Below are 25,893 nucleotides of genomic sequence, written 5' to 3'. Positions count from 1 at the left end.
CGGGAATAGGCTCTGGGCATGGCGACCACCACCACGACCGTCACGATCACCGGCGCGGGCGGGCAGATCGGCTATGCCCTGCTGTTCCGGATCGCGGCGGGTGACATGCTGGGGCCCGACCGGCGCATCCGACTGAAGCTCCTGGAGATCCCGCAGGGCGTCCGGGCGGCCGAGGGTGCGGCCCTCGAGTTGCAGGACTGCGCCTTCTCACTGCTCGAGAGCGTCGAGGTCACCGACAGCCCTGCGACGGCGTTCGACGGCTGTCAGATCGCCCTGCTCGTGGGTGCACGGCCGCGCGGGCCCGGCATGGAGCGCGCCGACCTGCTCGCGGCGAACGCGGGCATCTTCGGGCCGCAGGGGGCCGCGCTCAACGCCGGCGCGGACGACGACGTTCGCATCGTCGTCGTGGGCAACCCCGCCAATACGAACGCGCTCATCGCCGCGGCATCCGCCCCAGACATCCCGTCCGACCGCTTCACTGCGCTCACGCGACTCGACCACAATCGCGCCGTCGGCCAGCTCGCCGCGGAGCTCGGAGTGCGTGCCGACGAGGTCGAGGGCGTTGCGATCTGGGGCAACCACTCGGCGTCGCAGTTCCCGGATGTCTCGCACGCGACGGTGCACGGGGTGCCCGTCGTCGACGCGCTCGCGGAGCGCCTCGGCGGCCCCGAGCAGGCGACGACGTGGCTCGACGACGAGTTCATCCCCCGCGTCGCGAAGCGCGGCGCGGAGATCATCGAGGTGCGCGGGTCGTCGTCGGTCGCGTCGGCCGCGAACGCCGCGATCGAGCACGTCCGCGACGATCAGGGCGGAACGGGCGAGGCGTGGACCTCGGCCGCGGTCGTCTCGCGCGGCGAGTACGGCGTCCCCGAGGGGCTCGTCTGCTCGTTCCCCGTGCGGTCGGATGGATCGGGCTACCGGGTCGTCGAGGGACTCCGCCTCGACGACCGCGCCCGCGCGCGGTTCGATGCCTCGGTCGCCGAGCTCGAGGCCGAGCGCACCGCCGTGCGCGACCTGGGCGTCCTGTAATCCATGGAGGCGCTCGTCATCGCGATCGTCGGGATCCTCGTGATCGCCGTGACGACCGCGGTCGCACCGCGCGTTCGGATCGCCGGGCCGCTGCTGCTCGTCGCGATCGGCATCGGCGTGAGCCTGCTGCCCTTCGTCCCGGCCGTCGAGGTCGAACCCGACATCATCCTCGTCGGCATCCTTCCGCCCCTTCTGTACTCCGCCGCAGTGCGCCTTCCCGCGATCGAATTCCGTCGCGACTTCGGCCCGATCGCGGGGCTTTCGGTGCTGCTCGTGATCGTCAGCACTGTCGTGCTCGGATTCTTCTTCAACGCGCTCGTTCCCGGCCTCGGCATCTACCTCGCCCTCGCGCTCGGCGCGATTCTGAGCCCGACGGATGCCGTCGCCACCGCGATCGTCAAGAAGCTCGGCATCTCGCGTCGCGTCGTGACGCTGCTCGAGGGCGAGAGCCTGCTCAACGATGCGACCTCTCTCGTCCTCCTGCGCGTCGCGGTCGCGATCGCCGTCACGGGCAGCGTGCCCGAAGGCGGCATCGTGGGCGTGTTCCTCTGGGGCGTCCTCGTCGCCGTCGTGGTCGGTGCGATCATCGGCTGGCTCAACCTGCGGCTGCGCGCGCTCATCCGAAACTCCGCGGCCAACACCGCGATCGGCTTCGTCGTGCCGTTCGTGGCCTACCTGCCGACGGAAGAGCTCGGCGGGTCGGGCCTCGTCGCGGCCGTCGTCGCGGGCATCGTCACGGGACAGGGCGCGGCGCGCTGGTTCACGCCCGAGCAGCGGATGTCGGACGAGCTCAACTGGCGCACCGTCGAACTCGTGCTCGAGGGCGGCGTCTTCCTCATCATGGGCCTCGAGCTCAAGGAGCTGCTCGAGCAGAACCTCGCCGACGACCAGGGCCTCGGCCACGCGGCCTGGCTCGCGATCGGCGCGTTCGGGCTCATCATGCTCGTGCGTGCGGCCTACGTCTCGCTGCTCGTCTGGCTGCAGAGCCGCCGGGCCCGCCGAAAGCTCCAGCGCAGGTCTCAGGTCGAAGCCTTCAATGACCGGCTCGACGCGATCGAGGCGGATCCGGATACCGCATCGCGCCGCGGCCGCCGGCGCCCCGAAACGGATCCCGCGCGTCAAGAGCGACGGCTCGCGGTGATGCGCGGGCGGGTCGCGCGCATGATCGCGGACCTCGACTACTACCAGGGGTCCCCGCTCGGCTGGAAGCACGGCACGATCATCGTGTGGGCGGGCATGCGCGGCGTCGTGACGCTCGCGGCCGCGCAGACCCTGCCGCACGACACCGCCGAGCGCCCCCTGCTCGTCTTCGTCGCGTTCCTCGTCGCCGTCGGAAGTCTCATGTTCCAGGGACTCACGCTTCCGTGGGTCGTCCGGATGCTGCGCATCGACGACTCCGCGGCCGACGTCGTGAGCCGCGCCGAGCAGCTGCGCCTCGACGACGAGCTGCGGACGGCCGCGGCATCCGCTCTCGACAATCCTTCCCTCGCGCGGCGCGACGGGTCGGCGTTCCCTGCGCAGCTCGTGCAGATCGTCGGCGCGCGCCTCATCGAGCCGCCCGACGAAGAGGCGACGCAGGCGATGCACGGCGTGCTCGAGCTGCGGCTCGCACTCATCGACGCGATGCGGCGACGGCTCACGGAGCTGTCCTCGGGAGGCACGTATTCGACGGCGGTCCTGCAGCACGCGCTCGCCGAGCTCGACGCCGACCAGCTGAGCCTCGAGCTGCGCCTCGACGACGGGGACTGAGCCGGGTTCTCGACGCGTCGGCGGGCGGGCGGACATCGTCGCGCGCCTGCCGCGTCGCGCGCCTCCTGTGTCGCGCTTCCTCCCGTGTCGCGCGCCTGCCGTGTCGCGCTGTCTGCCGTGTCCCACTTGGGCCGGATGAGCGAGCGCCGAGTCCGGCTCAAGTGGGACATGGGCGCGGAGTCAGGGGTCTGAATCCCCGGATCCAGGGCCGCCGTGCGGGCGTATCGGCAGGAATCCCGCCGTTGTGTACACAGAGCGGACGAGCGTGTCCGCCCTGCGGTGCACAATAGAGGCGGAGGTGGGACATGTCCGAGACGACGCACGCTCACGATGCTTCGGAGCCGAGCGCTGAGACGGCCCCACTGACGGCGGAGCACGCCGTGACGGAGTGCCCGAAGTGCTTCACCGAGCTGCAGCGCGACCGCGACTGGTGGCTCGCCCGGCCTGCGGGTGCGCGGCTGGTCGGGCTCGTGATCTCGCGCGACGACATGCCGTCGGTCGTCGAGCAGCGGGACGAGCTGACGCGGTTCGGCGTGCCGATCGAAGGGTTCCGGCATCCCGCTCCCGAGACGCTCGAGTCGTGGGAGGCCCGGCTCGTCCGTCTCTTCGGCCATCTCGTGCGCGGCGACGTCCTCGTCGTGACGAACGTGCACGCCCTCGGCCGCAACACCGACGAAGAGACGCGCACGCTCGCCGAGCTCGGACGCCGCGGGATCGTCGTCAAGGTGCTGCGCCACGGCGCCCGGCACCTCTCCGGCGCCGTCGGCTGACCTGCGCCGGGGGCCGGGTCGACGCCTCCGTCTCGAGGCCGCCGAGGCGGCGATGGCGGGGCTCGGGAACGACGCTTCGGCAGGCTCAGCGACCGGGTGGGAGCCGCCGGGCATTCACCGCGGTCTCCGAGCTCGCCGAGGAGTCGAAGCCAGGCCTGAGCACGACGCTAGGCAGGCGAAGCGACCGGGTGAGGAGCGGGCTCAGGGGACGCAGGCGCGGGAGGGGTCGGAGGCCTGGCCGTCGATGCGGACGACCATCACCTCGATGCACGTCGTACCGGACGGATCGGCGGGCACCGTCACGGTCGCCTCGGCGGTGCGGTCGTACTCGGGCTCGACGTCGGCGCGCTGCACGACGGCCCAGAGGTACTCGTCACCCTCCTGTGGGTTGGGGTTCGTCCATGTGAACGCGACAGTCCCGTCGCCCGGGACACCCGCGATTCCTTCGGGGGATGCCACGACGAGGTCCGTCGGATCTTGAGGCTCCGCCTCCTCCTCGACGGTCGGCGACGGCGCGGGCGCATCTCCGAGGAGCGACGGAAGCGAGACGCCGACGACGACCGCTGTGATGATCACGGCCGCGCCCGCGAGCGACCACCACAGCGCACGCCGTGGACGGCGCGCGGGCGGCGCCTCGTCGAGCGCTCCTTCGACAGACGCGGGCGATGCAGGCGCGAACAGGTCCGGCGAGGGCGGCACCGCCGAGGCGGCGGGGATGGCGGGCGCAACCGGCGTTGCCGGCGCGGTGGGGGCCACGGGCGCGGCTGCAGGTGCCGCGGCGGTCGGCCCCGGCGCGGCGGGCGGCCTCGGCGCGGCGGGTGCCGGCGCGCGCATGAGCGTCTCGGCGAGCGCGTCCCGCTGCACGGTCTCGGCGACGGCCGGGGATACCGGCGGAGGCGCGGCCGGCGATGCATCCGGCGCCGTCGTCGCGGCCGAGGCATCCCACGGCGCCGTCGTGGCCGGAGTCGTCGTGAACGGCCGCGTGAGGCCCGCGGCGGGCGAGGTCTCGGGGCTGATGCTCACGACCCCTCGCACGCGGGTGAGACCCTCGTCGTCGTCCTCGACGATCTCGTCGGGAAGCGCGTCGTCGAGGATGTCGATCGGCGTCACGGAGTGAGACAGCTCGATCTGCACCGTCTGCAGCGCACGGGCGAAGGCGAGCGCGCTGTCGTAGCGGTCCGCCGGCGCCTTGGCCATGGCGCGGTCGAGCGTCCGCTGGAGCGAGGCCGGCACGTCGGGCCGACCGAGGGCGGGGAGCGGAGAGCGCTCGATCCGCTCGATGAGGTCAGCGCCCGAGTTGCGCTGGCCCGGCAGCTCGAACGGCGAGCGTCCCGCGAGCAGCGTGTAGACGGTCGCGGCGAGGGCGTACACGTCGGAGCGCGCGTCGGACTGCGGCACGTCGGCGAAGGACTCCGGCGGCGACCACGGGATCGACAGCCCTGCCGATTCCTCGGCGGCCGCCGTCGTCGAGGCGATGCCGAAGTCGGTCAGGGCGGGACGGTTGTAGTCCGTCACGAGGATGTTCGCAGGCTTGATGTCGCGGTGGAGAACCCCCGCGCGGTGCGCCGTCTCGACCGCGGAGGCGACCTGCACGCCGACGCGCAGCGCCTCGGCGACCGAGAACGGCTCGCGCCGATACCGCACCTGAAGGTTCGGCTTGGGGCAGTACTCGATCACGAGGTACGGGCGTCCGTCGCCTGCGACGCCCGCCTGGTAGATCGTGACGATCGCGGGATGCGTCGAGAGCATCGCCATGACGTTGGCCTCGGCTGTGAACTCCGAGACGGAGCCCGCCGAGATGCGGTCGGTCAGCAGCACCTTGACGGCGACGCGGCGCAGCGGGAGCTGCTGCTCGTAGAGGAAGACGTCGGCGAAGCCGCCCGATCCCAGGATGTCGACGTACGTGAACCCCGGGATGACGGGAGGTGCCGCGGGTGCGCGCTTCGTGCTCACCCGGCACCCTCGATGTCGATCGTGATGCCGTCGCCGAGGTCGAGCATGTCACCCGGGACGACGACCGTCGACTCGCCCGGATGCAGGCGCACGGGGTCTGCGCCCATGCGGACGAGCGTCGTGCCGTTGGTCGTGTCGAGGTCGGTCGCGACGATGCTGTCGCCCTCGACGCGCAGCTCGAGGTGGCTGCGCGAGATGTCCTGCTGGGGGCTGTCGACGGCGACGAGATGCGGCAGATCGGTGCCGGTCACGCGAGTCGACCGGGGGCGGCGGCCCACGACGACGGTGCGGTCGAGCACGACGACCTGGCCCGTCGAGAGGCGGATGCGGCCGGGCGCGCGCGGGCGAGGCGGGGCGAGGGGGGCGGGAGCCGATTCGTCACGCCCTTCGCGCAGGGCGCGGAGCTGAGCGACCGAGATCGTGGCGCCGTCATGATCGCCCGGGGCGTCCTCGGGGGCGTCGTCGAGCGTCTGCTCGCTCGGCGCGCCCGTCTGGAAGGGGCGCACGACGGTCTGGGCCCACAGCTGCTCGTCGACGCTCTCGCCGTCTCCGACCAGCGGGGCATCCGCGGGAGGCGGCGAGACGGGAGAGGGCTCGAAGAGCGCAGGAACCTCGACCGGCGTGAACGCAGGCACGTCGACCGGGTCGAACGCGGGCACGTCGGCAGGGACGTCGACTGGGTCGAACGCGGGCACGTCGATCGGGGTGAATGCGGGAACGTCGGCAGGCACGTCCACCGGCTCGAACGCGGGCACGTCGATCGCCGGAATCGGCGCGGCGACCGGCGAGACCTCGACGACGGATGCCGGCGCCTCGCGCGCCGCGACGGGCGCGGGAGCGGCATCCGTCCCCTCTGCCCGATCCCACACGACCGACAGCGCCGACACGAACACGACACCGTGCTGCAGCGGGAAGCGCGCCGCGTCGCGGCCATCGCCGAGGCTGACCGTTCGGGCCTCACGGAAGACGCGCTCGGACCACGTCGTGACACCCGCTCCCGAGACGACCTCGGGGCCTGACGGGGTCTCGATCGTGACGGCGAGGTCGCCGCGAACGGCGAGGCGCACCGCGTCGTGCTCGCGCAGGATCGCGGCGAAGGCGGGCAGGTCGGCGAGCGAGGCGCCGTGCGCCGTGAGCGCGCCGACGATGCCGGGCAGCCCCTGCCCCGCCGAGAGCGCGTCCCAGACGCGCAGCGGAAGGTCGTCGGGCACCGCGCTCGCGAGCACGACGATCCCGCGGTCCGTCGCGACGACGGCGCGGTCGCCGCGCGAGTACTGCACGATGCTCATGATGCGGCTCCTGCCGTGGCACGCGGCCGGGTGTCCTCGTCGAGGTCGTAGACGATCGTCGGCACAGTCTCGTGCGCGCGGTCGCCGCCGCGCGTGACGACGGCCGTCGCGTCGACGACGAGCGCCGTGACGTTGTCGCGTCCGCCGGCTTCGACGGCCTCGCGCACGAGTCGCGTCGCGGCGGACTGCGGGTGCGGCTCGGTGCGCAGCACTTCGGCGATGCGCTCGCGCGTCAGCTCGCCGGAGAGCCCGTCGGAGCACACGAGCACGCGGTCGCCCGCGCCCGCGGGAATGAGCCAGAAGTCGGGCTCGCCGTCGCTGCCGCCGCCGATCGCGCGCGTGATGATGTTGCGGCGCGAATCGGACGACGCGGACTGCTCGTCGAGCTCGCCGCTGTCGATGAGCTCCTGCACGACCGAGTGGTCGACGCTCACCTGCTCGAGCTCGCCGTCCGACAGCAGGTAGGTGCGCGAGTCGCCGAGGTTGACGGCGAGCCAGTACCCCTCCCCGTCGACGTCGGCGATGACGACGCCCGAGAGCGTCGTCCCGGCACCCGCGCCCGCTCCGGGCGGGAGTTCTTCGACGCGCCGACGGGCGCGGTCCAGGGTCTCGCCGACATCCGCGATCGACAGGCTCGGCCTGCCGGCGAGGGCGGCGAACTCCTCGACGACGGCCGCGCTCGCGACCTCGCCCGCGTGGTGCCCGCCCATGCCGTCGGCCACGAGGAAGACGGGAGAGTCCGCGAGGTATGCGTCCTCGTTGATCCGCCGGCGCAGTCCCTGGTCGGTCGCGGCGCCGCAGACGACCGAGATGAGAGCGGATGCCGCTGTCACGAGCCGTCTCCCACACGCACGCTGCGATCGCCGAACTCGAGGCGGTCGCCCGCGCGCAGAGGCACCTGCACGCCGGGTTCGACGTCCTCGCGCCGGCCATCGCGCACGAGGACTGTGCCGTTCGTCGAGTGGCGGTCGGTGATCCAGGCGCCCTCCGCGTCGCCGCCGATCTCGAAGTGGGTCTTCGAGAGCGACAGCGTCTCGTCGCGCACCGCGACGACGGTCGCGCCGGATTCGGCGGCGGGGTTGCGTCCGAAGAGCGTGCGGCCGTAGACGGCCGTGCGCGTGCCGTCGTCCCACGTGAGCGCCGCGACGGCGCGTGCGCGGGGCGCCGCGGCGCGGGTCGCGTCGATGTCGTCGGGCGACGAAGGGACGGATGCCGCGGCCGCGCCGGCGGGAGCCGGTGCGATCGGCGGGGCGACCGCGAGCACCGGTGCCGGCGCCGGTGCCGGTGCCGGCGGGGCAGGCTCGGCGGCGGTCGGGACCACCGGGGCGACCACAGGCGCCACCTCGACCGGGGGCGCGTACACCGTCGGCGTCACGGGCGCGGGAGCACTCGGGACGGGGCTCGGGAGAACAGGCGTGACTCCCGGGACGACCGAGATGAGCGCATCGCCCGACCCGACGGGCCCTGCCGGGAGCACAGGCCGCGCGGCCGGCGCGCTCGCGTACGAGGTGGACGGTGCGATGAACGATGCCGGCGGTGCGGGGATGACGGGCACGGGCGCGCTCGGCGGCGCGGGAATCGTCGGGGCCGCGGCGACCGGCGCAGGCGAGGCGGCGACGCCCGCTGCGGCGGCGGGCTCCGCGAAGGACGCGGCATCCGTCGCCTTCGTCGACACGACGACGGCGCGCGCCGCCTTGTCGTGCCAGCCCTGCCGGCGCCCCGACGAGTCGAGCAGCGGGGTGAAGTAGCCGATCACGATCCAGAGCGAGACGATCCACACGAGGTTGCGGACCAGCGCGCGGCCGAAGCCGATGGAAGCTCCCGAGGCGGCATCGGCGAGGCGGATACCGAGGATCCGCTGGCCGATCGAGCCGCGACCGCCCTGCATGAGCGTGTAGACGACGCCCCACGCGAGCGACACGACGAGGGCCACGCCGTAGACGACCGCGAGCTGCGCGAGAAGCGTGTCGGCGGTCGTCGCGGACCGGACCGTCGCGAGCGCTGTGATGACTGTCGCGATCGAGACGAGCACCCCCGCGATCGCACCGTCGACGAGATACGCGAAGACGCGCCGGCCGATCTCCGCGGGGGTCGTGGGCGCGAGGGGGGACGCGGTCATGTCTTCTCCGGGTTCTCGTCGGCCGCGGCGTCATCGCCGGCGGCCCGCCGTCGTGGGGGCAGTGCGAAGCGCGTCGGCGCGAGGAGCGCCCGCAGCGAGAGGCGTGCGCGCAGCCGCTGCCAGAGCGACCGCTTCGCACCCATGCCGCCGACGAGCTCGTCGACCTGGCGCCAGAACTCCTCGATGTCGCCGGGCGTGGGCTCGGCGGGGCCGAAGACCTCGGCATCGGCGCGCAGCGCGAGCGTCGCGATGCGCGGCTCGGCGAAGGCCGTGCCGACGACGTCGGCGTCCTCGAGCCGCGTCGCCCCGGGCCGCACGGGCGCGCCGTGGTCGACGGCGCGGTCGACGAGCTCGTCCCAGCCGCCGCTGATGCGGTCGGCGCCGCGCTCGGCGTGGCGCCGACGGCGACGGCGCGAGGCCTTGAGCACGCCGATCACGATGAAGGGCGCCGCGAGCAGCGCGAGCAGGCCGAGGCCCCCGGCGCTGAGCGCGAGGATCGTCCAGAGCAGGCCCGAGTCGGCCGCCTCTTCGTCCTCGGACTCGCGGTCGTCGGGCACGGTCGGGGGCAGGTCGACGGGCTCCTGCTCGGGGGGCGGCGGCTGCAGCACCTGCGGCTTGGGGTCGACGCGGGGCTTGGGCGCCTGGTCGGTCGGCACCTGATCCTCGGGGGGCGTGGGGTCGAACGGCACCCATCCGGCGCCTTCGAACGCGACCTCGACCCACGCGTGCAGGTTGTCGCCCGTCGCCGTGAACACGCCCTCGCTCGGCGCATCCTCATCGGGGTGGAAGCCCATGACGACGCGCGCCGGGATGCCGACCTGGCCCGCGAGCAGCGCCATCGCCGTGGCGTACTGCTCGTCGTCGCCGACCATCTGGTCGGCCCCGAGCAGCGTCGAGATGCGCTCGGCGCCGTGGCCCGCGCGGGAGAGCACCTCACCCTCGAGCCCGTGGCTGAAGAAGCCGTCCTCGGCGAGCAGCGACTGCAGCGCGCGCACCTGGTCGATGGGCGTCTGCGCATCCGCGACGGCCTTCGCTGCGATGTCGCCGAACTCCTGAGGAACGCCGTCCTGATCGGGCATCTGCACGGGCGCGAACGCGGCCGAGGCGAGGCTCTCGTCGCTGTGCTCCGACGGGATGACGGTCTCGAGCGTGTACGCGTCGCCCTTCGCGAGGCGGGCCGTCACGACGCCCGTGTCGGTCGCCTCGTTGTAGTGGGCCGAGCGGCGCAGCTCGTCGGCGCGGTCGCCGTCGAACACGACGCTCACGACGGCGCCGGCATCCGGCATCCAGACCCCGCTGAAGGCGTCGATCTCGACTTGCAGCGTGACGGGCGTGCCCTCGGCGCCCTCGGACATGTTGCCGCGCACGGGGGTGAAGGCGCTCGACGACCCGGGACCCTCGTCCGAGACGTTGTAGACCATGCCGCTGTAGGCGTCCATCGTCGCGAGGCGGACGCGTGCGCCGTCGGGCAGGCCTGAGACGCGGAACAGCGACTCGTCGGCGTCGTCGCGCACGTAGGCGCGGAAGCCCTGCAGGGGGCTCGGGTACTCGCGGATGTCGAACGGCGGGATCACGACGTCGCGCAGGACGTACCGCGGCCCCGCCGGGGCCGCGACGACCCCGAAGGCGATGCCGGCACTCGCCGCGACGGCGACGACGGCGCCGCCCGCGACGATGCGCCGCACGGCGCGGCCCTGTGTCGGAGCCGCGTCCTCGCCGAGCGACACGACGGCCGGCTGCGGCTGCCAGGCCTGGCGGATCGACACCCACACGACGGCGACGAGCGCGAAGACGATGCCCTGCGCGACGGGGACGATCGGCTGCGACGTGCCGAGCGCGATCTCGAGGACGAGGAAGACCCCTGCCGCGACGAGTGCCCACAGGGGCCGTGCGCGCAGCGCGAGGCTGCCCGTCACGACGGCGGCGACGAGGGTCAGCAGGAACGGCACGACGAGATGACCGTCGGATGCCGCGACCGGCGCGGCCGTCGTCAGGAGCTGCTTCCACGATGTGATCGAGCCCACCGCGAGCTGCACGATGGTCTCGATCGTCGGGATGACGCGGAACGCCGTCGTCGCCGGGAGGGCGAGGGCTCCCCCGAGCAGGAAGTAGGCCGCGACCGTCGTGAGCCCGAGGACCAGGACGCCCCAGCGCAGCCGGGCGCCGAGCGCCGCGATGCCGAGGCCCACGACGGCGGCGCCGCCCGCGGCGACGAGGTGGTCGGGCCCCGCGAAGGTGGTCCAGAAGCCCGCGATCGGGACGGCGAGCAGGAGTGCGGATGCCGCGAGGTCGAGGATCCAGCGGCGGGCCGGAAGGCTCGTCGGGGTCATGCCAGCACCTTCCGCAGCGCGTTCGGGAGCTGGTCGAGCGTGCCGAGCGTCACGACGTCGGCGTCGCCGATGCGTCGCAGCGACGGCGTCGCGCCGGATTCCGCCACGATCACGAGCGACCGCGCGCCGAAGGGCAGGCGCGCACACGCCTCGCGCAGGCCGACGGCGTCGAGCCGGCTGCCGCACACGAGTACGACGACGCTCGCGAGCGGGAGCGACGCCGCGACGGCGCCCGTCAGGCCCGCGAGCCCCCCGTGCTTCGGCGCCGACTGATCGAGCGCCGCGAGCGAGTCGAGGAACTGCTTCCCCGTTCGCGCCGGCAGCTCGCCGCGCTGCACGCGCACCTCGACGCGCTGGGAGTCGCGCAGCGCGCGCAGTCCCACCGAGCCCGCGACCGAGACGGCGAGCTCGAACTCGTCCTGGTCGCGATACTCGCGGGCATCGGTGGTCAGGCCGATGACGAAGTGCGAACGGCGCGTCTCCTCGTACTGGCGCACCATGACGGTGCCCGTACGGGCCGTCGACTTCCAGTGCACGTGCCGCAGGTCGTCGCCCGGCTGGTACTCGCGGAGAGCGTGGAACGAGACGTCGTCGGGTGAGAGGTCGGTCGTCGAAAGCCCCTCGAGGTCGCGCAGGAAGCCGAGCGACTGCCCCGCGAACGCGATGGTGCGGGGGTGGACGTAGAGGTCGACGGGCTCGTCGCGGCGGTGCACGCGCTCGAAGAGGCCGAGCGGATCACCGCGGACGACGCTCACGGGCCCGACGGGGAGCACCCCGCGGCGCTGCGTCGGGATCGCGAAGAGCTCCTCCGCCTCGTCGCCGGGGCCGAGCCGCCGCACCGAGAAGACGCCGCGGCCCGCACCGACCGGCAGGACGACACGGCTCGGCAGGATCGCGCGACGGCTCGAGTTGGCGAGCGTCAGGGCGCCGACGGCGCGCTCGCCGACGACTACGCGCGTGCGCCCGAGGTCGAGCGTCACCTCGTAGGACGTGCGGCCGATGAGGAACAGGAGCGACAGCGCGAGGACGCTCGCCAGGACGACGGCGGCGATCGTGAGCTCCCACCAGCCCAGCTGCGCGCCGAGGATCCACAGCGCGACAGCGGTTCCGATGACCACCCAGGCCGCAGGGCGCACGACGCCGGCGACGGCGCGCGCGCGAGCGAGCACGCGGGACGCGGCGCCGTCACGGCGCTCGTCCTGCGCGATCGCGGGCCGGAGGGTCTCGGAGCTCATCAGGCCGCGGACCTCGCCTGCGGAGCGGCGACGGCGTCGAGGACGCGCGCGATGACGTTGTCCGCGGTCGTGCCGGCGAACTCGGCCTCGGGGTCGAGCACGAGACGGTGCGTCCATACGGGGGCCGCGAGCGTCTTGATGTCGTCGGGCGTCACGTAGTGGCGGCCCGCCCCCGCGGCGCGCACCTTGGCGATGCGGATCATCGCGAGCGAGCCGCGCACCGACACGCCCAGGCGGGTCGCGGCATCCGTGCGGGTCGCTTTCGCGAGCTCTGCCGTGTACCGCAGCACCGCCGACTCGACGTGGACTGTCGCTGCCAGGTCGGCCATGTCGGCGACGGCGCTCGTCGTGATGAGCGCGGGCAGGTGCGCCGAGGGGTTGCGGTCGGCGGCGCCCGCAAGGATGCGCTCCTCGACGTCGAGCTCGGGGTAGCCGATCGAGGTGCGCACGAGGAAGCGGTCCAGCTGCGCCTCGGGCAGCTTGTACGTGCCCGCCTGCTCGATGGGGTTCTGCGTCGCGATGACGAGGAAGGGGCGGCCCGCCTCGTGCGTCACGCCGTCGACCGTCACGCGCGACTCCTCCATGACCTCGAGCAGCGCCGACTGCGTCTTGGGCGACGCGCGGTTGATCTCGTCGGCCAGGACGATCGAGGCGAACACGGGACCCCGGTGGAACTCGAACCGGTGTGCCGCCTGGTCGTAGATCGTGACGCCCGTCACGTCGGAGGGCAGCAGGTCGGGCGTGAACTGGATGCGGCTGCTCGTGCCCTGCACCGTTGCCGCGAGCGCCTTCGCGAGGCTCGTCTTGCCCGTGCCCGGCGCGTCCTCGAGGAGGACGTGCCCCTCGGCGAGCATCGCCGAGAGCACGAGACCCACGACGTCCCGCTTGCCCATGAGCGTGCGGTCGACGTTGTCGACGAGGCGCGTGAAGGTGCCCTGGAACCAGGCCGCCTGTTCGGGGGTCATGCTCATGCGATTTCCTCTTGATTGGTATGGGTTCGGGATGCCGCGGCCCGCGCTACGGCCATGTCGTGGCCTGCGCCGTGCCCCAGCCGGCGATCTCGATCGAGAGCTGCAGGTTCGCCCCGCCGTGCCAGCAGGTCATGTCGACCGAGCCGTTCGCGGGGATGTAGTACGTCTTGCCGTTCGTGAACCGGGACCCGTTCTCGAGGCAGTACGTCGTGTAGTTGCCCGCCGGGAAGTTCGAGACGTTGAGGCGCAGGTAGTAGCACGTGTCGGGGCTGCAGTTGAAGGAGTTCGGCCCCTGCGACGTCCAGGCGAGCTGCGGCGGCGGATCGGCCGTGCGCGCCGACGCCGACTTCGTCGAGGTCTGGCCCGCGGCATCCGTCGCCCTCACCGTGATGGTGTGCGACTGGCTGTAGCCGTACGAGCCCGAGGTCGACCCGTTCAGTGCCACGCCCTGCCAGGAGCCGCCGTCGAACTGGACCTCCATCTTGACGATGTCGCGGCCGTTCTTCGACGGGGCGGTCCACGTGTAGTCGATCGTCGTGCCCGAAGCCCTCGCGGTGGCGCCGGGCTGGTTGATCGGGCCGTAGGGCGCGACCGAGCCGGAGGCCGCCGACGCGGCGCCGTCGTAGCGGACGCCGTCGAGCGACGTGTAGGCGCGGACGGTCACGGTGTACGAGTTGTTGTTCGAGATACCCGCCGTGATGCGGCTGCCGTCCCAGTCGCTGCGCCAGCCCGAGCCCACGTTGTACTCGTACCGCAGCTCAGACGCCGTCGCGCCGTTGCCGGCGGCGGCGGTGTAGCTCACGACGATCGCGCTGTCGTTCTTCGGCGTCGTCGCGACGACGTTCGTCGGCGCACCGGGAGCGACGAACGCGCGGCGCGGAGCGGACGGCGCGCTGTCGGAGCCCCACCCTGCCTTGTTGTGCGCCGCGACGCTGAACGTGTAGTCCGTCGTCGATGCGTCGATCGCGACAGCCTGCGACGTCTGGCCCGCAGGCACCGGGATCGTGCGCACGACGCTCGACCCCTGCAGCACGTTGAGTCGATAGCCGTCGATCGTGTCGCCGTTGTTCGCGGGCGCGTTCCACGCGACCTGCATCTGCGCCTGCGCGCCGACGGGGCTCAGGCGCGTCGTGGTCGGGGCGCCCGCCGCGGCGGGCGGCGCCGCGGGCACCATCGTCGCGGAGTAGACGCTCCAGCTCGACGGGTCGGGCGCGCGGTTGTGGGCGCGGACGCGCACCTGGTACGCGACCCCGTTCTCGAGCGCGTCCCACGTGAGCGAGTTGCCCTTCACGCCGGTCTTCGACGTGACGCCCGACGGCGGGGCGGGTGAGATCTCGAGCGTGAACGAGTCGACCGGCGAGCCCGGCGTCGTCGGGGTCTCCCACGCGACCTGCAGGCTGCGGTCGCCGAACTGCAGGGTCGGCGGGTTCGGGGTGTCGGGCCGCGCGTCGGGGCGCGCCGGCTCCGAGGGCACCGAGGCGTCGGAGGAGCCGACGCGGTTCGTCGCCGTCACGGTGAAGTTGTACTCGACGTTGTTGGTGAGCGCGTCGAGCGTGCACGTCGTGGCGACGCACTCCTTCGTGTAGCCGCCCACGAGGGACGTCACGGTGTACGACTCGATCTCGGCGCCGTTGTTGGGCGGCGGGCTCCACGACAGCACGACGGTGCGGTCCTGGACGCTCGACACGGTGGGCTTGCCCGGCGCGTCGGGGCGGCCCTGCACCGTCAGCCGGATGCGGCCCTCGACCTCGCGGTCGGCGTCGGCCGTGGCATCCTGCACGCGATAGCGCACGACCATCGTGCCGAAGAAGGTGTCCTTCGGCGTGACCTTGATCTGGTCGCCCGCGATCTCAGCGGCTCCGTCACCCGTCTCGACGGCGACCGCGACGACCTTGAGCGGAGTGTCGGGGAAGGGGTTGAAGTCGTTGCCGAGCACCGGGATCGTCGCGGTCTTGCCCTGGTGCGCCTCGGGGACGGTGTCGTCGTTGGCGGTCGGCAAGGGCCGCGTCGAGGCGGTCACCTGCACCGTGACGTTGCCGCGGATCGGCTCGGTCGTGCCGTCGGTGATCTCGACCGTCAGGTTGATCGCCGTGCCCTTGCGCGTGTCGGCGCTCGTGCTGACGCTCAGGACGCCGCTATCGACGGATGCCGTGAACCCGCCGGGCGCGCCGCCGACGAGGCTGTAGCGCATGTCGTCGAGGTCCTCGGGATCGGGATCGGACGTCAGGCCGCGCAGGTCGAGCGTCACGGCGGTCTCGCCGGGTGCGACATCCATCCGTCCGTCCACGAAGGTCGGCGGCTGGTTCTCGGGCGGCAGCACCGTGATGGGGATCGTGAGCGTCGCCTTGTGGCCTTCGGGGTCATCGGGGCCCGTGCCGTCGGTGACCTCGAAGGTGAGGGCGTCCTGGCCGAAGTAGCGCTGCGCCGACGTGTAGACGAGCGTCGACTGGTCCTTCACGAGGCTGGAGCCGTCCGAGTGCACCGCCGAGACCTTGGCGGCCTCGGTCACGACGACGGACTTGCCGGGCGCCGTCTTCACGTGGTCGGCGAGGGGGATCTCGATCGTCTCGCCGCTCGCGACCTCGATGCCCTTCGTCGCGAGGGTCGGCGGCAGCGAGCCGAGCGCCGGAACGAAGACGAACGCGGAGGCCGACAGCCCGTCGGCGTCGGTGATCGTGTAGGTGAGGAGGCGGTCGGTGTCGCCGAGCGTCACGCGCAGCGTGCCGTCGGCGAGCACGCGTGCACCCGTCTCGCGCACCGTCACGTCGAGGTCGTCGGTCGTGCCGTCGGGGTCCTCGTCGTTGCCGAGCACGTCGATGTCGACGGTGTCGTCGGTGACGTCCTCGGGGCGCAGCCGGTCGTCGCGCGCGATGGGGCGCTGCAGCGGCACGTCCTTCGCGACGGTCACCTGCAGGACGGCCGTCGCCTGCGCGCCGCGCGCATCGCGGATCGTGTACTGCAGCGACGTCTCGACGGGCTCGTCGGGCGAGGTGACGATGACGCGATCGCCCTGCACCTCGGCTTCGAGACCCTCGACGTCGGGAAGAACGAGACCGTCCTTCAGGAGGCCGATCCGGTCGCCGTCGGGGTCGGAGTCGTTCGTCAGCACGGGGACCGCGACCGAGCGCCCGGGCCGCATGATGACGGAGTCCTTGACGGCGTACGGCGCCTGGTTGACGGCCTCGGCGGGCGCGATGCCGACGCGGACGGGCGCCGTCGCCTCCTTGCCGAGCCGGTCGCGCACGCGGTACGTGAACGAGTCGACGCCCGTCGCGTCGCCGAAGGCCTCGTAGACGAGGAAGTTCGCACCCGTCTCGACGATGCGGCCCTTCTGCGCCGCCGAGGCGATGCCGACGAGCTGCACGGAGTCGCCGTCCGGGTCGATGCCGTCCAGCGGCACGGCGATGCGCACCTTCGAGCCGCTCAGGACGCGGGCCGTGAGGTCGCGCGGGCGCGGTGCCGTGTTGGTCTCGGCATTGACCGGCAGCACCTGGATCGTGACGTAGCCGGCGTCCTTCTGGCCCGTGCTGTCGACGGCCTCGTACGTCGCGTACACGGTGCCCGGCTCGTCGCCCGCCTTGAAGCGCAGGGTGTCCTGCGAGACGAAGAGCTCACCGTCCGCCGGGTCGACGAGCGGTGGAACGAGGTCGGGGGCGACGTGCAGCGTGTCGCCGGTCGGGTGGTAGTCGTTCTCGAGCACGGGGATGGTCACGACGTCGCCGGCGCGCACGATGACCTGGTCGTCGTTCGCGACGGGCGGGCGCAGCTGCGAGGGCGCGGGGACGGGGATGACGACGACCTCGCCGTCGGCCGTCTGCGTGCCGTTCGAGATGCGGTAGGCGATCCGCACGGGCGCGCCGAGCGCCGACTGGTCGGCGATCCGCAGCGTCTCGTGGCCCAGCACCGCGACGGCGATGCCCGAGTTCGGCTCGACCGAGACGGACTGCACGACGAGGATGCCGCCCGCGGGATCGGTGTCGTTCACGAGCACGTTGACGAGCACTTCGCCGCCGCTCGGCAGCAGCGCGACATCCCGCACCGCGATCGGCGGCAGATCCGTCTCGGGATCCTCGATGACGTCGACGCGCACGAGCCCCGGCACGGCGTTGGCCCCCGCCGAGACGAGGTACTGCACGTAGTAGACGCCCGGCGTGGGCGACGAGAACGAGAAGGTCTTGCCTGCGAAGTCCGGCACGATCGAGGCTCCCGCGACCTCGTCGACGCGCGTGAGGCGCAGCTGCTCGCGGCCCGAGCTCGTGTCGTTCGAGAGCGGTGCGACCGTCACGGTCTGGCCCGCCCGCACGACGACGTGGTCGGCGTTCGTGACGGGCACGGTCGAGCCGACCGGGCGCACGTCGAAGCGCACGATGCCCTCGGTGATCTTCGTGCCGTCCGAGACGACGATCGCGACGTCCTTGCGGCCCTGCGTGCCCGCGATCGCGCGATACGTGATGCGCCCGTCCGACGTGAAGTCGGCCTCGTCGCCGGGCGCCGCGGCGACGCCCTGCAGGAAGATGTCATCGCCGTCGGGATCGGCCCAGTCGGGCAGCACGTTGTACGAGACCGTGCCCCCGGACTCGATCGTGACCGTCGTGATGCGCTTCTGGCGCGGGCCTTCGTTGACGTCCCAGCCGCGCACCGCGAGCCGCACGTTCGCGGTGTCGGTCCCGCCGCGGCCGTCGTCGACGCGGTAGCTGAAGGCGTCGGAGCCGTCGGCGTCCTCGGGCACCGCGATCTGCAGGGCCGCGCCGTTGTTGATGGGCAGGATCGCGCCGATCCCCGGTCCGCTGCCCTCGACCGCCGCGACCAGGACGTCGCCGTCCGCGTCGCTGTCGTTGTCGAGCACGGGCAGGACCGTCGTCCGGCCAGGTCGCACGCCGAACTCGTCGTCGGTCGCGATGGGGGCCGTGTTCTCCTCGGTGCGCTCGGGGAGCGTCGTCTCGACCGACTCCTCCGTGGTCTGCTCGTCCTCCTCCGTGTCGCCCTCGGGCGGCGTCACGTCGTTCCAGTTGTCGACGCGCTGCATGCTCTCGCTCGCCATCCACGCGGCGCCGCCGACGATGTCGTTGAGCACGACGACGTCGCGGTTCACCCGAAAGCGGAGGACGGATGCCGCATCCGCGCCGTCGACGGCGGCCGTGACGTCGTCCGCCTCGCCGAGGCAGTCGCGCGCGAACATCGTGGAGCCCGACCACGCGGCGTACGAGCATCCCTTGAGGTGCACGGGAGCGGCGGGCGTGCCCTGCGCGCCCGAGCTCAGCTCCGACGGGTCTGAGCCGTCGAACGGCACGTGCACGAGCGACGAGGCGGTCGCGAGCGTCACGGCGTCGGAGGCTGCGGAGGGCTGCTGCAGCACGGCGGTGTCGCCGTCCGGGGCGGCGAGCGACTCGCCGGTGGAGGTGTGGAGCGTCTCGGTCGCGGTGTCGAGGACGACGGCGACAGTCCCGACCGCCGTGATGCTCGGCGCCTCGAGCTTGTCTGCGACTGTGCGCCGCGACGGCTCGCCGACCTCGCCCGTCTCGTCGAGGGGGATCGTGACGATCTCGCCGCTCTCGGCGGAGACGGCATAGACGGTGCCGTCGAGGCCGACTGTCACGTCGGCATCCTCACCGAGGGTCACGACGGGATCCGTCCCCTGCACGCGGAACGATGCGATGGCGGCGGCGGGGACGACCCACAGGTCGCCGGCCTTGCGATCGAGGATCGCGACGGTGGGCCCGCCCAGCTCGATGTCGGCTCCGGACGGGATCTCCGTGCTGTCGGTGAGGACGACCATCGCGGGGTCGACCGAGGTCAGCGTGCCGCCCACGGCGTCGGCGACGAGCACCGTCTCGCCCGCCTGCAGGATGTCGTAGTCGTTGCTCGTCGTGCGGAGGCCCCCGTCGAGGACGCGCGACTCGTGGTTGAAGTGGCCCACGAGCATGCTCGACTGCTTCGTGACCCAGACGCCGCCGTCGTTGAGGTCGACCTCGGTCGTCGGGAAGCCCTCGTAGAGCACCGCCATCGTCGTGATCGCGAGCGCGGCGGCCGTGATGATCCCGCCGGACGCGAGCGCGCGCGGACGCGCGCGAAGCCACGCGAAGGACTTCATGTGCTTACGGCCTCTCCACGGAACGTGAGGTCGAGAGCGGGGCGTCGGGTCCCTGGGGTCGAATCAGGGCGCCGCCTCGAAACGGAACAGTCCAAGATAACCCGCCGCGCCAGGACTTTTCGCCACACGGGGAATGCCCGCGGGCGGCACTTTCAGGCGGCGCCGACGTATTCGCGCAGGTGGCGCGCGGTCAGCGTCTCGCCGCCCGCGACGAGGTCGGCGGGCGTGCCCTCGAAGACGACCTTGCCGCCGTCGTGTCCGGCGCCGGGCCCCAGGTCGATGATCCAGTCGGCGTGCGCCATGACGGCCTGGTGGTGCTCGATCACGATGACGCTGTTGCCCGCGTCGACCAGTCGGTCCAGCATCCCGAGCATGTTGTCGACGTCGGCGAGGTGCAGGCCCGTCGTCGGCTCGTCGAGGACGTAGATCGCGCCCTTCTTGGCCATCGAGATCGCGAGCTTGAGTCGCTGTCGCTCGCCACCCGACAGCGTATTGAGCGCCTGGCCGAGCGTGATGTACCCGAGGCCGACGTCGATCATGCGGGTGAGGGTCGTGTGCGCGGGGCCCTTCGTGAAGAACACGGATGCCTCGGCCGCCGACATCGCGAGCACCTCGGCGATGTTCTTGCCGTCGAGGAGGTACTCCAGGACGTCGTCGCTGAAGCCCGACCCCTCGCACAGCTCGCACAGCGTCTCGACGGTCTGCGTGAAGCCGAGGTTCGTGATGATGACGCCGAGCCCCCGGCACGCGGGGCACGCGCCCTCGGAGTTGGCGCTGAACAGCGCGGGCTTGACGCCGTTCGCCTTCGCGAAGGCCGCTCGGATCGTGTCGAGGATGCCCGTGTAGGTCGCGGGGCTGCTGCGACGGTTGCCCTTGATCGCCGACTGGTCGACGACGACGACCTCGTCGAACGAGGGCACGTTGCCGTGGATGAGCGACGACTTGCCCGAGCCCGCGACACCCGTCACGACAGTCAGGATGCCGAGCGGGATGTCGACGTCGACGCGGTCGAGGTTGTGCTGCGTGGCGCCGCGGATCTCGAGCGCGCCCTTCGCGGTGCGCGTCGAGGGCTTGAGGCGCGCGCGGTCGTCGAGGTGGCGGCCCGTGATGGTGGCGGACGAGCGGAGGCCGGCGACATCCCCCTCGTACTGGATCTCGCCGCCCGCGCGGCCCGCGCCAGGACCCAGGTCGACGATGTGGTCGGCTATCTCGATGACCTCGGGCTTGTGCTCGACGACGAGCACCGTGTTGCCCTTGTCGCGCAGCTGCTCGAGCAGGCGGTTCATGCGCTGGATGTCGTGCGGGTGCAGCCCTGCGGTCGGCTCGTCGAAGACGTAGGTGATGTCGGTGAGCGCGGATCCCAGGTGCCGGATCATCTTCGTGCGCTGAGCCTCGCCGCCCGAGAGAGTCCCCGAGGCGCGGTCGAGCGAGAGGTAGCCGAGCCCGATCTCGACGAACGACGCGATCGTCTGACGCAGCCCGACCATGAGCGGGGCGACTTCGGGGTCGTCGACCGTGTCGAGCCACGCCGCGAGGTCGGTGATCTGCATGGCGGCGGCATCCGCGATGCTCGTCCCCCGGATCTTCGACGACCGCGCGCCCTCATTGAGGCGCGTGCCGTTGCATTCCGGGCACGGCATGAACTTGACGGCGCGGTCGACGAAGGTGCGCACGTGCGGCTGCAGCGAGTCGCGGTCCTTCTGCAGGAAGCTCTTCGTGATCTTCGGGATGAGCCCCTCGTAGGTCATGTTGATCCCCTGGATCTTGACCTTCGTGGGCTCCTTGTAGAGGAAGTCCGCGAGTTCCTGCTCGGAGTAGTCCTTGATCGGCTTGTCGGCCTCGAGGAAGCCCGACTCGGTGAACTGCCGGACCATCCAGCCGTCGACGTTGTAGCCGGGGATCGCGAGCGCGCCCTCCGCGAGCGACTTCTCGCGGTCGAACAGCTCGTCGAGGTCGACGTCGCTCACTTCGCCGAGACCCTCGCAGTGCGGGCACATGCCGCCCGTGATCTCGAACGAGCGCCGCTCCTTGACCTGCTTGCCGCCCTTCTCGAACGTCACGGCGCCCGCGCCCTTGACCGAGGGGATGTTGAACGAGAAGGCCTGCGGAGAGCCGACGTGCGGCTGGCCGATGCGGCTGAAGAGCAGCCGCAGCATCGCGTGCGCGTCGGTCGCCGTGCCGACGGTCGAGCGTGCGTTCGCGCCCATGCGCTCCTGGTCCACGATGATCGCGGGGCTCACGTTCTCGAGCGCGTCGACCTCGGGACGGTTCAGCTGCCCCATGAACTGCTGCACGAACGTCGGGTAGGTCTCGTTGATGAGCCGCTGCGACTCGTTGGCGATCGTCGCGAACACGAGCGACGACTTGCCCGAGCCGCTGACGCCGGTGAAGACCGTCAGCCGCCGCTTCGGGATGTCGAGGCTGACGTCCTTGAGGTTGTTCTCACGCGCCCCCACGACGCGGATCATCTCGTGCGAATCCGCGATGTGCCCCTCGCGGGCCTGATCCCCTGCCATTTGCGCGCCTTCCTCGACGGTCTGCACGTCAGTCTGCCGCACGCCGCGGACGCGGGGCGTCCTCAACGGGTCGCGTGGGCCTCGACGAGGTGGAGGAAGACGACGGTGTTGTCGGGCGCGTGTGCGTCTCGGTCCCACCCCGCGGGGCGGAAGCACGTGACGAGGGCGAGCCGACCGGGCACCACGGCGACGACGCGCGGGTCCTGCGTGAAGTCGGGCTTGGCCATCGTGATGACCTCGTCCACTTCATAGACGAGGTCGCCCTCGGCCGTCGTGAGCGTCGCACGCTCGCCCGGCTGGACGCCTTTCAGGCCGTTGAAGACGGCGGGCTCGACCCATGAGTGGCCGAAGATGTAGACGGTGTTGAGCGCGTCCGACCCCGGCATGGGGTTCGGCACGCCCGAGTACCAGGAGATCGTGTCGAGGGACGCGGGATTGACGCCGCCCTCGGCCGCGGCATCCGCTTCGGTGTACTCCTCGACCGCCCCGTCGATGCCCGCCGCCGGAAACACCAGCCGGGTGGGCGCCGCCATCGGGACGTCCTGCGGCACGTCGGTCGCCGGCGTCTCGAACGGCGTCACCGTCGGGGACGGCGTCGCTGAGACGGTCGGCGAAGGAGCGGATGCTGCGTCCTGCCGGGGTGTCGCACACCCCGGCAGGACGAGGCACAGGACGGCGGCCGCGACGGCGAGGGCCGCGCGGCTGCGCGTCGTGGACCGGGTCATCGGCGCCGGAGGGCTCCCCCGGCAGCCGCGGCGGATGCCGCGAGCACAGCGCCCAGCGTGACCAGCAGCCCGAAGATGGGCGTCGTGTGCGAAGCGGCCGCGAGGTCGGCGCCGTCGGTCTTGGCTGCCGGCAGCTTGTTGGTCGTCGCGGTCGGAGTGGTCGCGGTCGGCGTCGTCGTGCCGGGGACCGGCGTGACGACCGGCTCCCCGCCGGTCGGGTTCGGCTCCACGGGCGGCGAGTCGCAGCCGATCACGGTGATGCGCGGGTCGGGGTACGACAGCGGCGCGCCGATCCAGTCGGGCGTCGGCGTCGACAGGTCGCCGAAGCCGAACGCGAACGCGATGGCCCCCCGACCGAGGTCGGCGCACGTGCGACCCGCGAGGGTGCGGACGAACGTCTTCTCCTGGCCGGCTGCGTAGCGCTCGGGACCGCGGGCGTAACGCTGCCCGTCGACATCCTGGATCACGGCCGCGCCGTAGGCCTCGACGGTGGAGAGGTTGTGGGTCCAGACCGTCACTTCGACCGAGCCCGGCGTGCTGGCGAAGTCGAGTGTCACATGGCCTTCGCCACTGATCTCTGCTGCGGAGGCTGCCCCAGCAGCTCCGAAGACGGCGATGAGTCCCGCGACGACCGCAGTCGCCCCCAGACTCGCAGTGCGTACATTGTTGTTCTTCACGAGTGCCCCCTCGATGAATCCTGAGAATGGATGTTCGGCGAGGGTCATTCGGGAAGACGACACAGGCGGTCCCGAATGGCAACCCCGCCTGTCAGCTGTATAGCTCGCTGTTCCGGAGACTAGCATCGCGCACGCGCCACCTCTGTTACAGGCGCATGACTTCCCAAAGAACCCTCGCGTCCTCTATGCTCCGCGGCCCCGTGATCCCGCGGATCTCGCGAGAGCGCTCCCAATCGTTACCTCCCCGTTACATCGAGGGGTTTGACGGATCCCCTCAGCCGGTCCTAGCATCCCTATCGAAGCGGTTCGAAATCGAAGCGCTTCGATGATTCTTCGGGATGACGCCCGCTTGCGGCCGCTCGAATCGCCACGCACGAGGGAGTGACATGGACCGCCGTCAGCCATCTCCGGCAGCAGCCGCAGCGGCCCCGTTCGCACGAACGGCGAGCCGATGACCACGCAGGCTCAGGGTCAGGTCGTCTACCAAGAGGCGGCGATGCGCAACCTCGAGCAGAACTCGAAGAAGCGCCGTGGGCCGCGGCTCAAGCCGGCGGGGAGCCGGACGTCGTTCCGTCTCTTCCTGTGCATCCTGCCCTTCCTGATCCTCGGCTTCCTGTTCTCGTACCTGCCGCTGTACGGCTGGATCTACTCGCTGTACGACTACAAGCCGGCGCTGGGCCTCGAGGGCAGCGAGTTCGTCGGGCTCCAGTGGTTCCAGATGCTCGTGAACTCGCCGACGCAGATGGCGCAGATCGGGCAGGTGCTCGTGAACACCCTCGCGATCAGCTTCCTCGGGATCGCGACCTCGGTGCTTCCGCTGTTCTTCGCGATCTTCCTCAACGAGGTGCGGTCGACGTGGTTCCGCTCGTCGGTGCAGACCCTGACGGCGCTGCCCAACTTCATCTCGTGGGTGCTGGTCTACGTGATCGCGTTCTCGCTGTTCTCCTCGTCGGGGCTCGTGAACGACGTGCTCATGGACGCGGGGCTCATCACCGCGCCGCTCAAGTTCCTCGACACCGACGAGAACGTGTGGCTCACGATGACGCTCTGGTCGGTCTGGAAGGGCCTGGGCTGGGGCGCCATCATCTACCTCGCCGCGATCGCCGGCATCGACCAGTCGCTGTACGAGTCGGCGCGCATCGACGGCGCGAACCGCTTCCAGCTCATGCGGCACATCACCCTGCCTCAGCTGATGCCGACCTACCTCGTGCTGCTGCTGCTGTCGATCGCGAACATCCTCAACAACGGGATGGAGCAGTACTACGTGTTCCAGAACGCGTTCAACAAGCAGTACATCCAGGTGCTCGACCTGTACGTCTACAACATCGGCATGACCGGCAACAGCCTGTCGATGGCCACCGCGATCGGGATGCTCAAGAGCCTCATCTCGGTAGCCCTGCTCCTGACCGTCAACGCGATCTCCAAGCGCGTCCGCGGCGAATCGATCGTCTGAGGGGGATGCGGCCATGACCACGACCCAGACCACCACCGAGACCCGCACGCTGACCGCACCGGGCTCGCAGCCCGCAGCGCCTCGGCACGGGCTGCACGTCGGCGACATCCTGTTCCGAATCGCCAACTACGCGCTGTTCCTGCTGTTCGCCCTGATCTGCGCGTACCCGTTCTATTACCTGATCATCAACTCCGTGAGCGCCAACGACGTCTCGGCGCTGGGCGACGTGCGCCTCTTCCCCACCGGGTTCCATCTGTCGAACTACGCGCAGGTCTTCCAGCTGCCCGGGCTGCCGATGGCCGCTGCGGTGAGCCTCGGCCGCACGATCATCGGCACCGTCCTGACCGTGCTCGCCTCGGCGTTCCTCGGGTTCATGTTCACCCAGACCCGCATGTGGGGACGCAAGTTCTGGTACCGGTTCCTGATCATCACGATGTACTTCTCGGCGGGCCTCATCCCGATCTTCATCATCATGAAGACCCTCGGACTGACCAACAACTTCTGGGTCTACGTGCTCCCGTTCGTCGTGCAGCCGTTCAACGTCATCCTCGCGAAGACCTACGTCGAATCCATGCCGCGGGAGCTGCACGAAGCCGCCGAGATGGACGGCGCCAACATCCTGCAGATCTTCTTCCGCGTCTATCTGCCGAACATGACGCCGATCCTCGCGACGATCGCGATCTTCAGCGCCGTCACGCAGTGGAACAGCTTCCAGGACACCTTGATCTACATCACGGACCAGAGCCTGTACACGCTGCAGTACCTGCTCTACATGTTCATCAACCAGGCATCCAGCCTCGCTCAAGCCGCGCAGAACGTCGGCGGCAATGTGGGCCAGATCGCCGGCCTCGCGACCGAACAGACTCCGACATCCATACGCATGACCGTTTCGGTCCTGGTCGTGCTGCCCATCATGTTCGTCTACCCCCTGTTCCAGCGCTTCTTCGTCAAGGGCATCATGCTCGGCGCCGTCAAGGGCTGAACCA

General features: G+C 71.3%; 16 protein-coding genes. 5 read left to right on the top strand and 11 right to left on the bottom strand.

Going from position 1 to position 25,893, the window contains the following annotated elements; genetic code table 11:
• Positions 1–18: 18 nt before the first annotated feature.
• The 3 genes from MJ607_RS13705 to MJ607_RS13695 all read left to right on the top strand — a co-directional run bounded on the left by MJ607_RS13705 (position 19) and on the right by MJ607_RS13695 (position 3,548).
• Complete coding sequence (locus MJ607_RS13705) at positions 19–1,029, top strand: malate dehydrogenase (RefSeq protein ID WP_243076154.1); 1,011 nt, start codon at positions 19–21, stop codon at positions 1,027–1,029.
• Between the two features lie 3 nt (positions 1,030–1,032).
• A complete protein-coding gene (locus MJ607_RS13700; RefSeq protein ID WP_243076153.1) occupies positions 1,033–2,778 on the top strand; it encodes a sodium:proton antiporter in 1,746 nt (581 codons plus the stop codon).
• A 305-nt stretch (positions 2,779–3,083) separates the two neighbouring features.
• Positions 3,084–3,548, top strand: a complete 465-nt coding sequence (locus tag MJ607_RS13695; protein WP_243076152.1) for a recombinase family protein — start codon at positions 3,084–3,086, stop codon at positions 3,546–3,548.
• Positions 3,549–3,749: 201 nt separating this feature from the next.
• Here MJ607_RS13695 and MJ607_RS13690 read toward each other — a convergent pair whose 3' ends face one another.
• From MJ607_RS13690 to MJ607_RS13640, 11 genes are all read right to left on the bottom strand, one after another.
• Positions 3,750–5,501: a serine/threonine-protein kinase gene (locus tag MJ607_RS13690; RefSeq protein WP_243076151.1), complete on the bottom strand. Its 1,752-nt coding sequence runs from the start codon at positions 5,499–5,501 to the stop codon at positions 3,750–3,752.
• Positions 5,498–6,790 (bottom strand): FHA domain-containing protein, encoded by a 1,293-nt coding sequence (locus tag MJ607_RS13685; RefSeq protein WP_243076150.1) that lies wholly within the window; start codon positions 6,788–6,790, stop codon positions 5,498–5,500. The genes MJ607_RS13690 and MJ607_RS13685 overlap by 4 nt, the downstream gene beginning before the upstream one ends.
• A complete protein-coding gene (locus MJ607_RS13680; protein ID WP_243076149.1) occupies positions 6,787–7,623 on the bottom strand; it encodes a PP2C family serine/threonine-protein phosphatase in 837 nt (278 codons plus the stop codon). The genes MJ607_RS13685 and MJ607_RS13680 overlap by 4 nt, the downstream gene beginning before the upstream one ends.
• Positions 7,620–8,909: an RDD family protein gene (locus MJ607_RS13675; protein WP_243076148.1), complete on the bottom strand. Its 1,290-nt coding sequence runs from the start codon at positions 8,907–8,909 to the stop codon at positions 7,620–7,622. Before MJ607_RS13675 ends, MJ607_RS13680 begins: the two co-directional genes overlap by 4 nt.
• On the bottom strand, positions 8,906–11,239 hold the full coding sequence (locus MJ607_RS13670) for a transglutaminase-like domain-containing protein (RefSeq protein ID WP_243076147.1): 2,334 nt from the start codon (positions 11,237–11,239) through the stop codon (positions 8,906–8,908). The genes MJ607_RS13675 and MJ607_RS13670 overlap by 4 nt, the downstream gene beginning before the upstream one ends.
• Positions 11,236–12,474: a DUF58 domain-containing protein gene (locus MJ607_RS13665; RefSeq protein ID WP_243076146.1), complete on the bottom strand. Its 1,239-nt coding sequence runs from the start codon at positions 12,472–12,474 to the stop codon at positions 11,236–11,238. Before MJ607_RS13665 ends, MJ607_RS13670 begins: the two co-directional genes overlap by 4 nt.
• Entirely contained in the window at positions 12,474–13,445 is a 972-nt protein-coding gene (locus MJ607_RS13660) for a MoxR family ATPase (protein WP_243076145.1), read from the bottom strand. The genes MJ607_RS13665 and MJ607_RS13660 overlap by 1 nt, the downstream gene beginning before the upstream one ends.
• Positions 13,446–13,491: 46 nt before the next feature.
• A complete protein-coding gene (locus MJ607_RS13655) occupies positions 13,492–19,536 on the bottom strand; it encodes an Ig-like domain-containing protein (protein WP_243076144.1) in 6,045 nt (2,014 codons plus the stop codon).
• A gap of 152 nt (positions 19,537–19,688) precedes the next feature.
• On the bottom strand, positions 19,689–22,052 hold the full coding sequence (locus MJ607_RS13650; RefSeq protein WP_243076143.1) for an excinuclease ABC subunit UvrA: 2,364 nt from the start codon (positions 22,050–22,052) through the stop codon (positions 19,689–19,691).
• 62 nt (positions 22,053–22,114) lie between these two features.
• Positions 22,115–22,777 carry a class F sortase gene (locus tag MJ607_RS13645; protein WP_243076142.1) on the bottom strand — a complete coding sequence of 221 codons (663 nt, stop codon included), beginning with the start codon at positions 22,775–22,777 and terminating at the stop codon, positions 22,115–22,117.
• Positions 22,774–23,502, bottom strand: coding sequence for a hypothetical protein (locus tag MJ607_RS13640; protein ID WP_243076141.1), 729 nt, complete (start codon positions 23,500–23,502; stop codon positions 22,774–22,776). Before MJ607_RS13640 ends, MJ607_RS13645 begins: the two co-directional genes overlap by 4 nt.
• Positions 23,503–23,905: 403 nt before the next feature.
• On the opposite strand from MJ607_RS13640, the gene MJ607_RS13635 reads away from it, so the two are divergent.
• Together MJ607_RS13635 and MJ607_RS13630 are read left to right on the top strand one after the other, a co-directional pair.
• On the top strand, positions 23,906–24,907 hold the full coding sequence (locus MJ607_RS13635) for a sugar ABC transporter permease (protein WP_243076140.1): 1,002 nt from the start codon (positions 23,906–23,908) through the stop codon (positions 24,905–24,907).
• A 13-nt stretch (positions 24,908–24,920) separates the two neighbouring features.
• Entirely contained in the window at positions 24,921–25,889 is a 969-nt protein-coding gene (locus MJ607_RS13630) for a carbohydrate ABC transporter permease (RefSeq protein ID WP_243076139.1), read from the top strand.
• Positions 25,890–25,893 lie beyond the last annotated feature (4 nt).

Source organism: Microbacterium sp. SS28, from assembly GCF_022761035.1.
Lineage (GTDB): Bacteria > Actinomycetota > Actinomycetes > Actinomycetales > Microbacteriaceae > Microbacterium.
This window is presented reverse-complemented; position numbering and strand designations above follow the sequence as displayed.

Coding starts and splice junctions, on each gene's coding strand:
- MJ607_RS13705 (WP_243076154.1), top strand. CDS start 19: ATGGCGACCACCACCACGACCGTCACGATCACCGGCGCGGGCGGGCAG.
- MJ607_RS13700 (WP_243076153.1), top strand. CDS start 1,033: ATGGAGGCGCTCGTCATCGCGATCGTCGGGATCCTCGTGATCGCCGTG.
- MJ607_RS13685 (WP_243076150.1), bottom strand. CDS start 6,790: ATGAGCATCGTGCAGTACTCGCGCGGCGACCGCGCCGTCGTCGCGACG.
- MJ607_RS13630 (WP_243076139.1), top strand. CDS start 24,921: ATGACCACGACCCAGACCACCACCGAGACCCGCACGCTGACCGCACCG.
- MJ607_RS13640 (WP_243076141.1), bottom strand. CDS start 23,502: ATGACCCTCGCCGAACATCCATTCTCAGGATTCATCGAGGGGGCACTC.
- MJ607_RS13650 (WP_243076143.1), bottom strand. CDS start 22,052: ATGGCAGGGGATCAGGCCCGCGAGGGGCACATCGCGGATTCGCACGAG.
- MJ607_RS13695 (WP_243076152.1), top strand. CDS start 3,084: ATGTCCGAGACGACGCACGCTCACGATGCTTCGGAGCCGAGCGCTGAG.
- MJ607_RS13645 (WP_243076142.1), bottom strand. CDS start 22,777: ATGACCCGGTCCACGACGCGCAGCCGCGCGGCCCTCGCCGTCGCGGCC.
- MJ607_RS13665 (WP_243076146.1), bottom strand. CDS start 12,474: ATGAGCTCCGAGACCCTCCGGCCCGCGATCGCGCAGGACGAGCGCCGT.
- MJ607_RS13670 (WP_243076147.1), bottom strand. CDS start 11,239: ATGACCCCGACGAGCCTTCCGGCCCGCCGCTGGATCCTCGACCTCGCG.
- MJ607_RS13655 (WP_243076144.1), bottom strand. CDS start 19,536: ATGAAGTCCTTCGCGTGGCTTCGCGCGCGTCCGCGCGCGCTCGCGTCC.
- MJ607_RS13635 (WP_243076140.1), top strand. CDS start 23,906: ATGACCACGCAGGCTCAGGGTCAGGTCGTCTACCAAGAGGCGGCGATG.
- MJ607_RS13675 (WP_243076148.1), bottom strand. CDS start 8,909: ATGACCGCGTCCCCCCTCGCGCCCACGACCCCCGCGGAGATCGGCCGG.
- MJ607_RS13660 (WP_243076145.1), bottom strand. CDS start 13,445: ATGAGCATGACCCCCGAACAGGCGGCCTGGTTCCAGGGCACCTTCACG.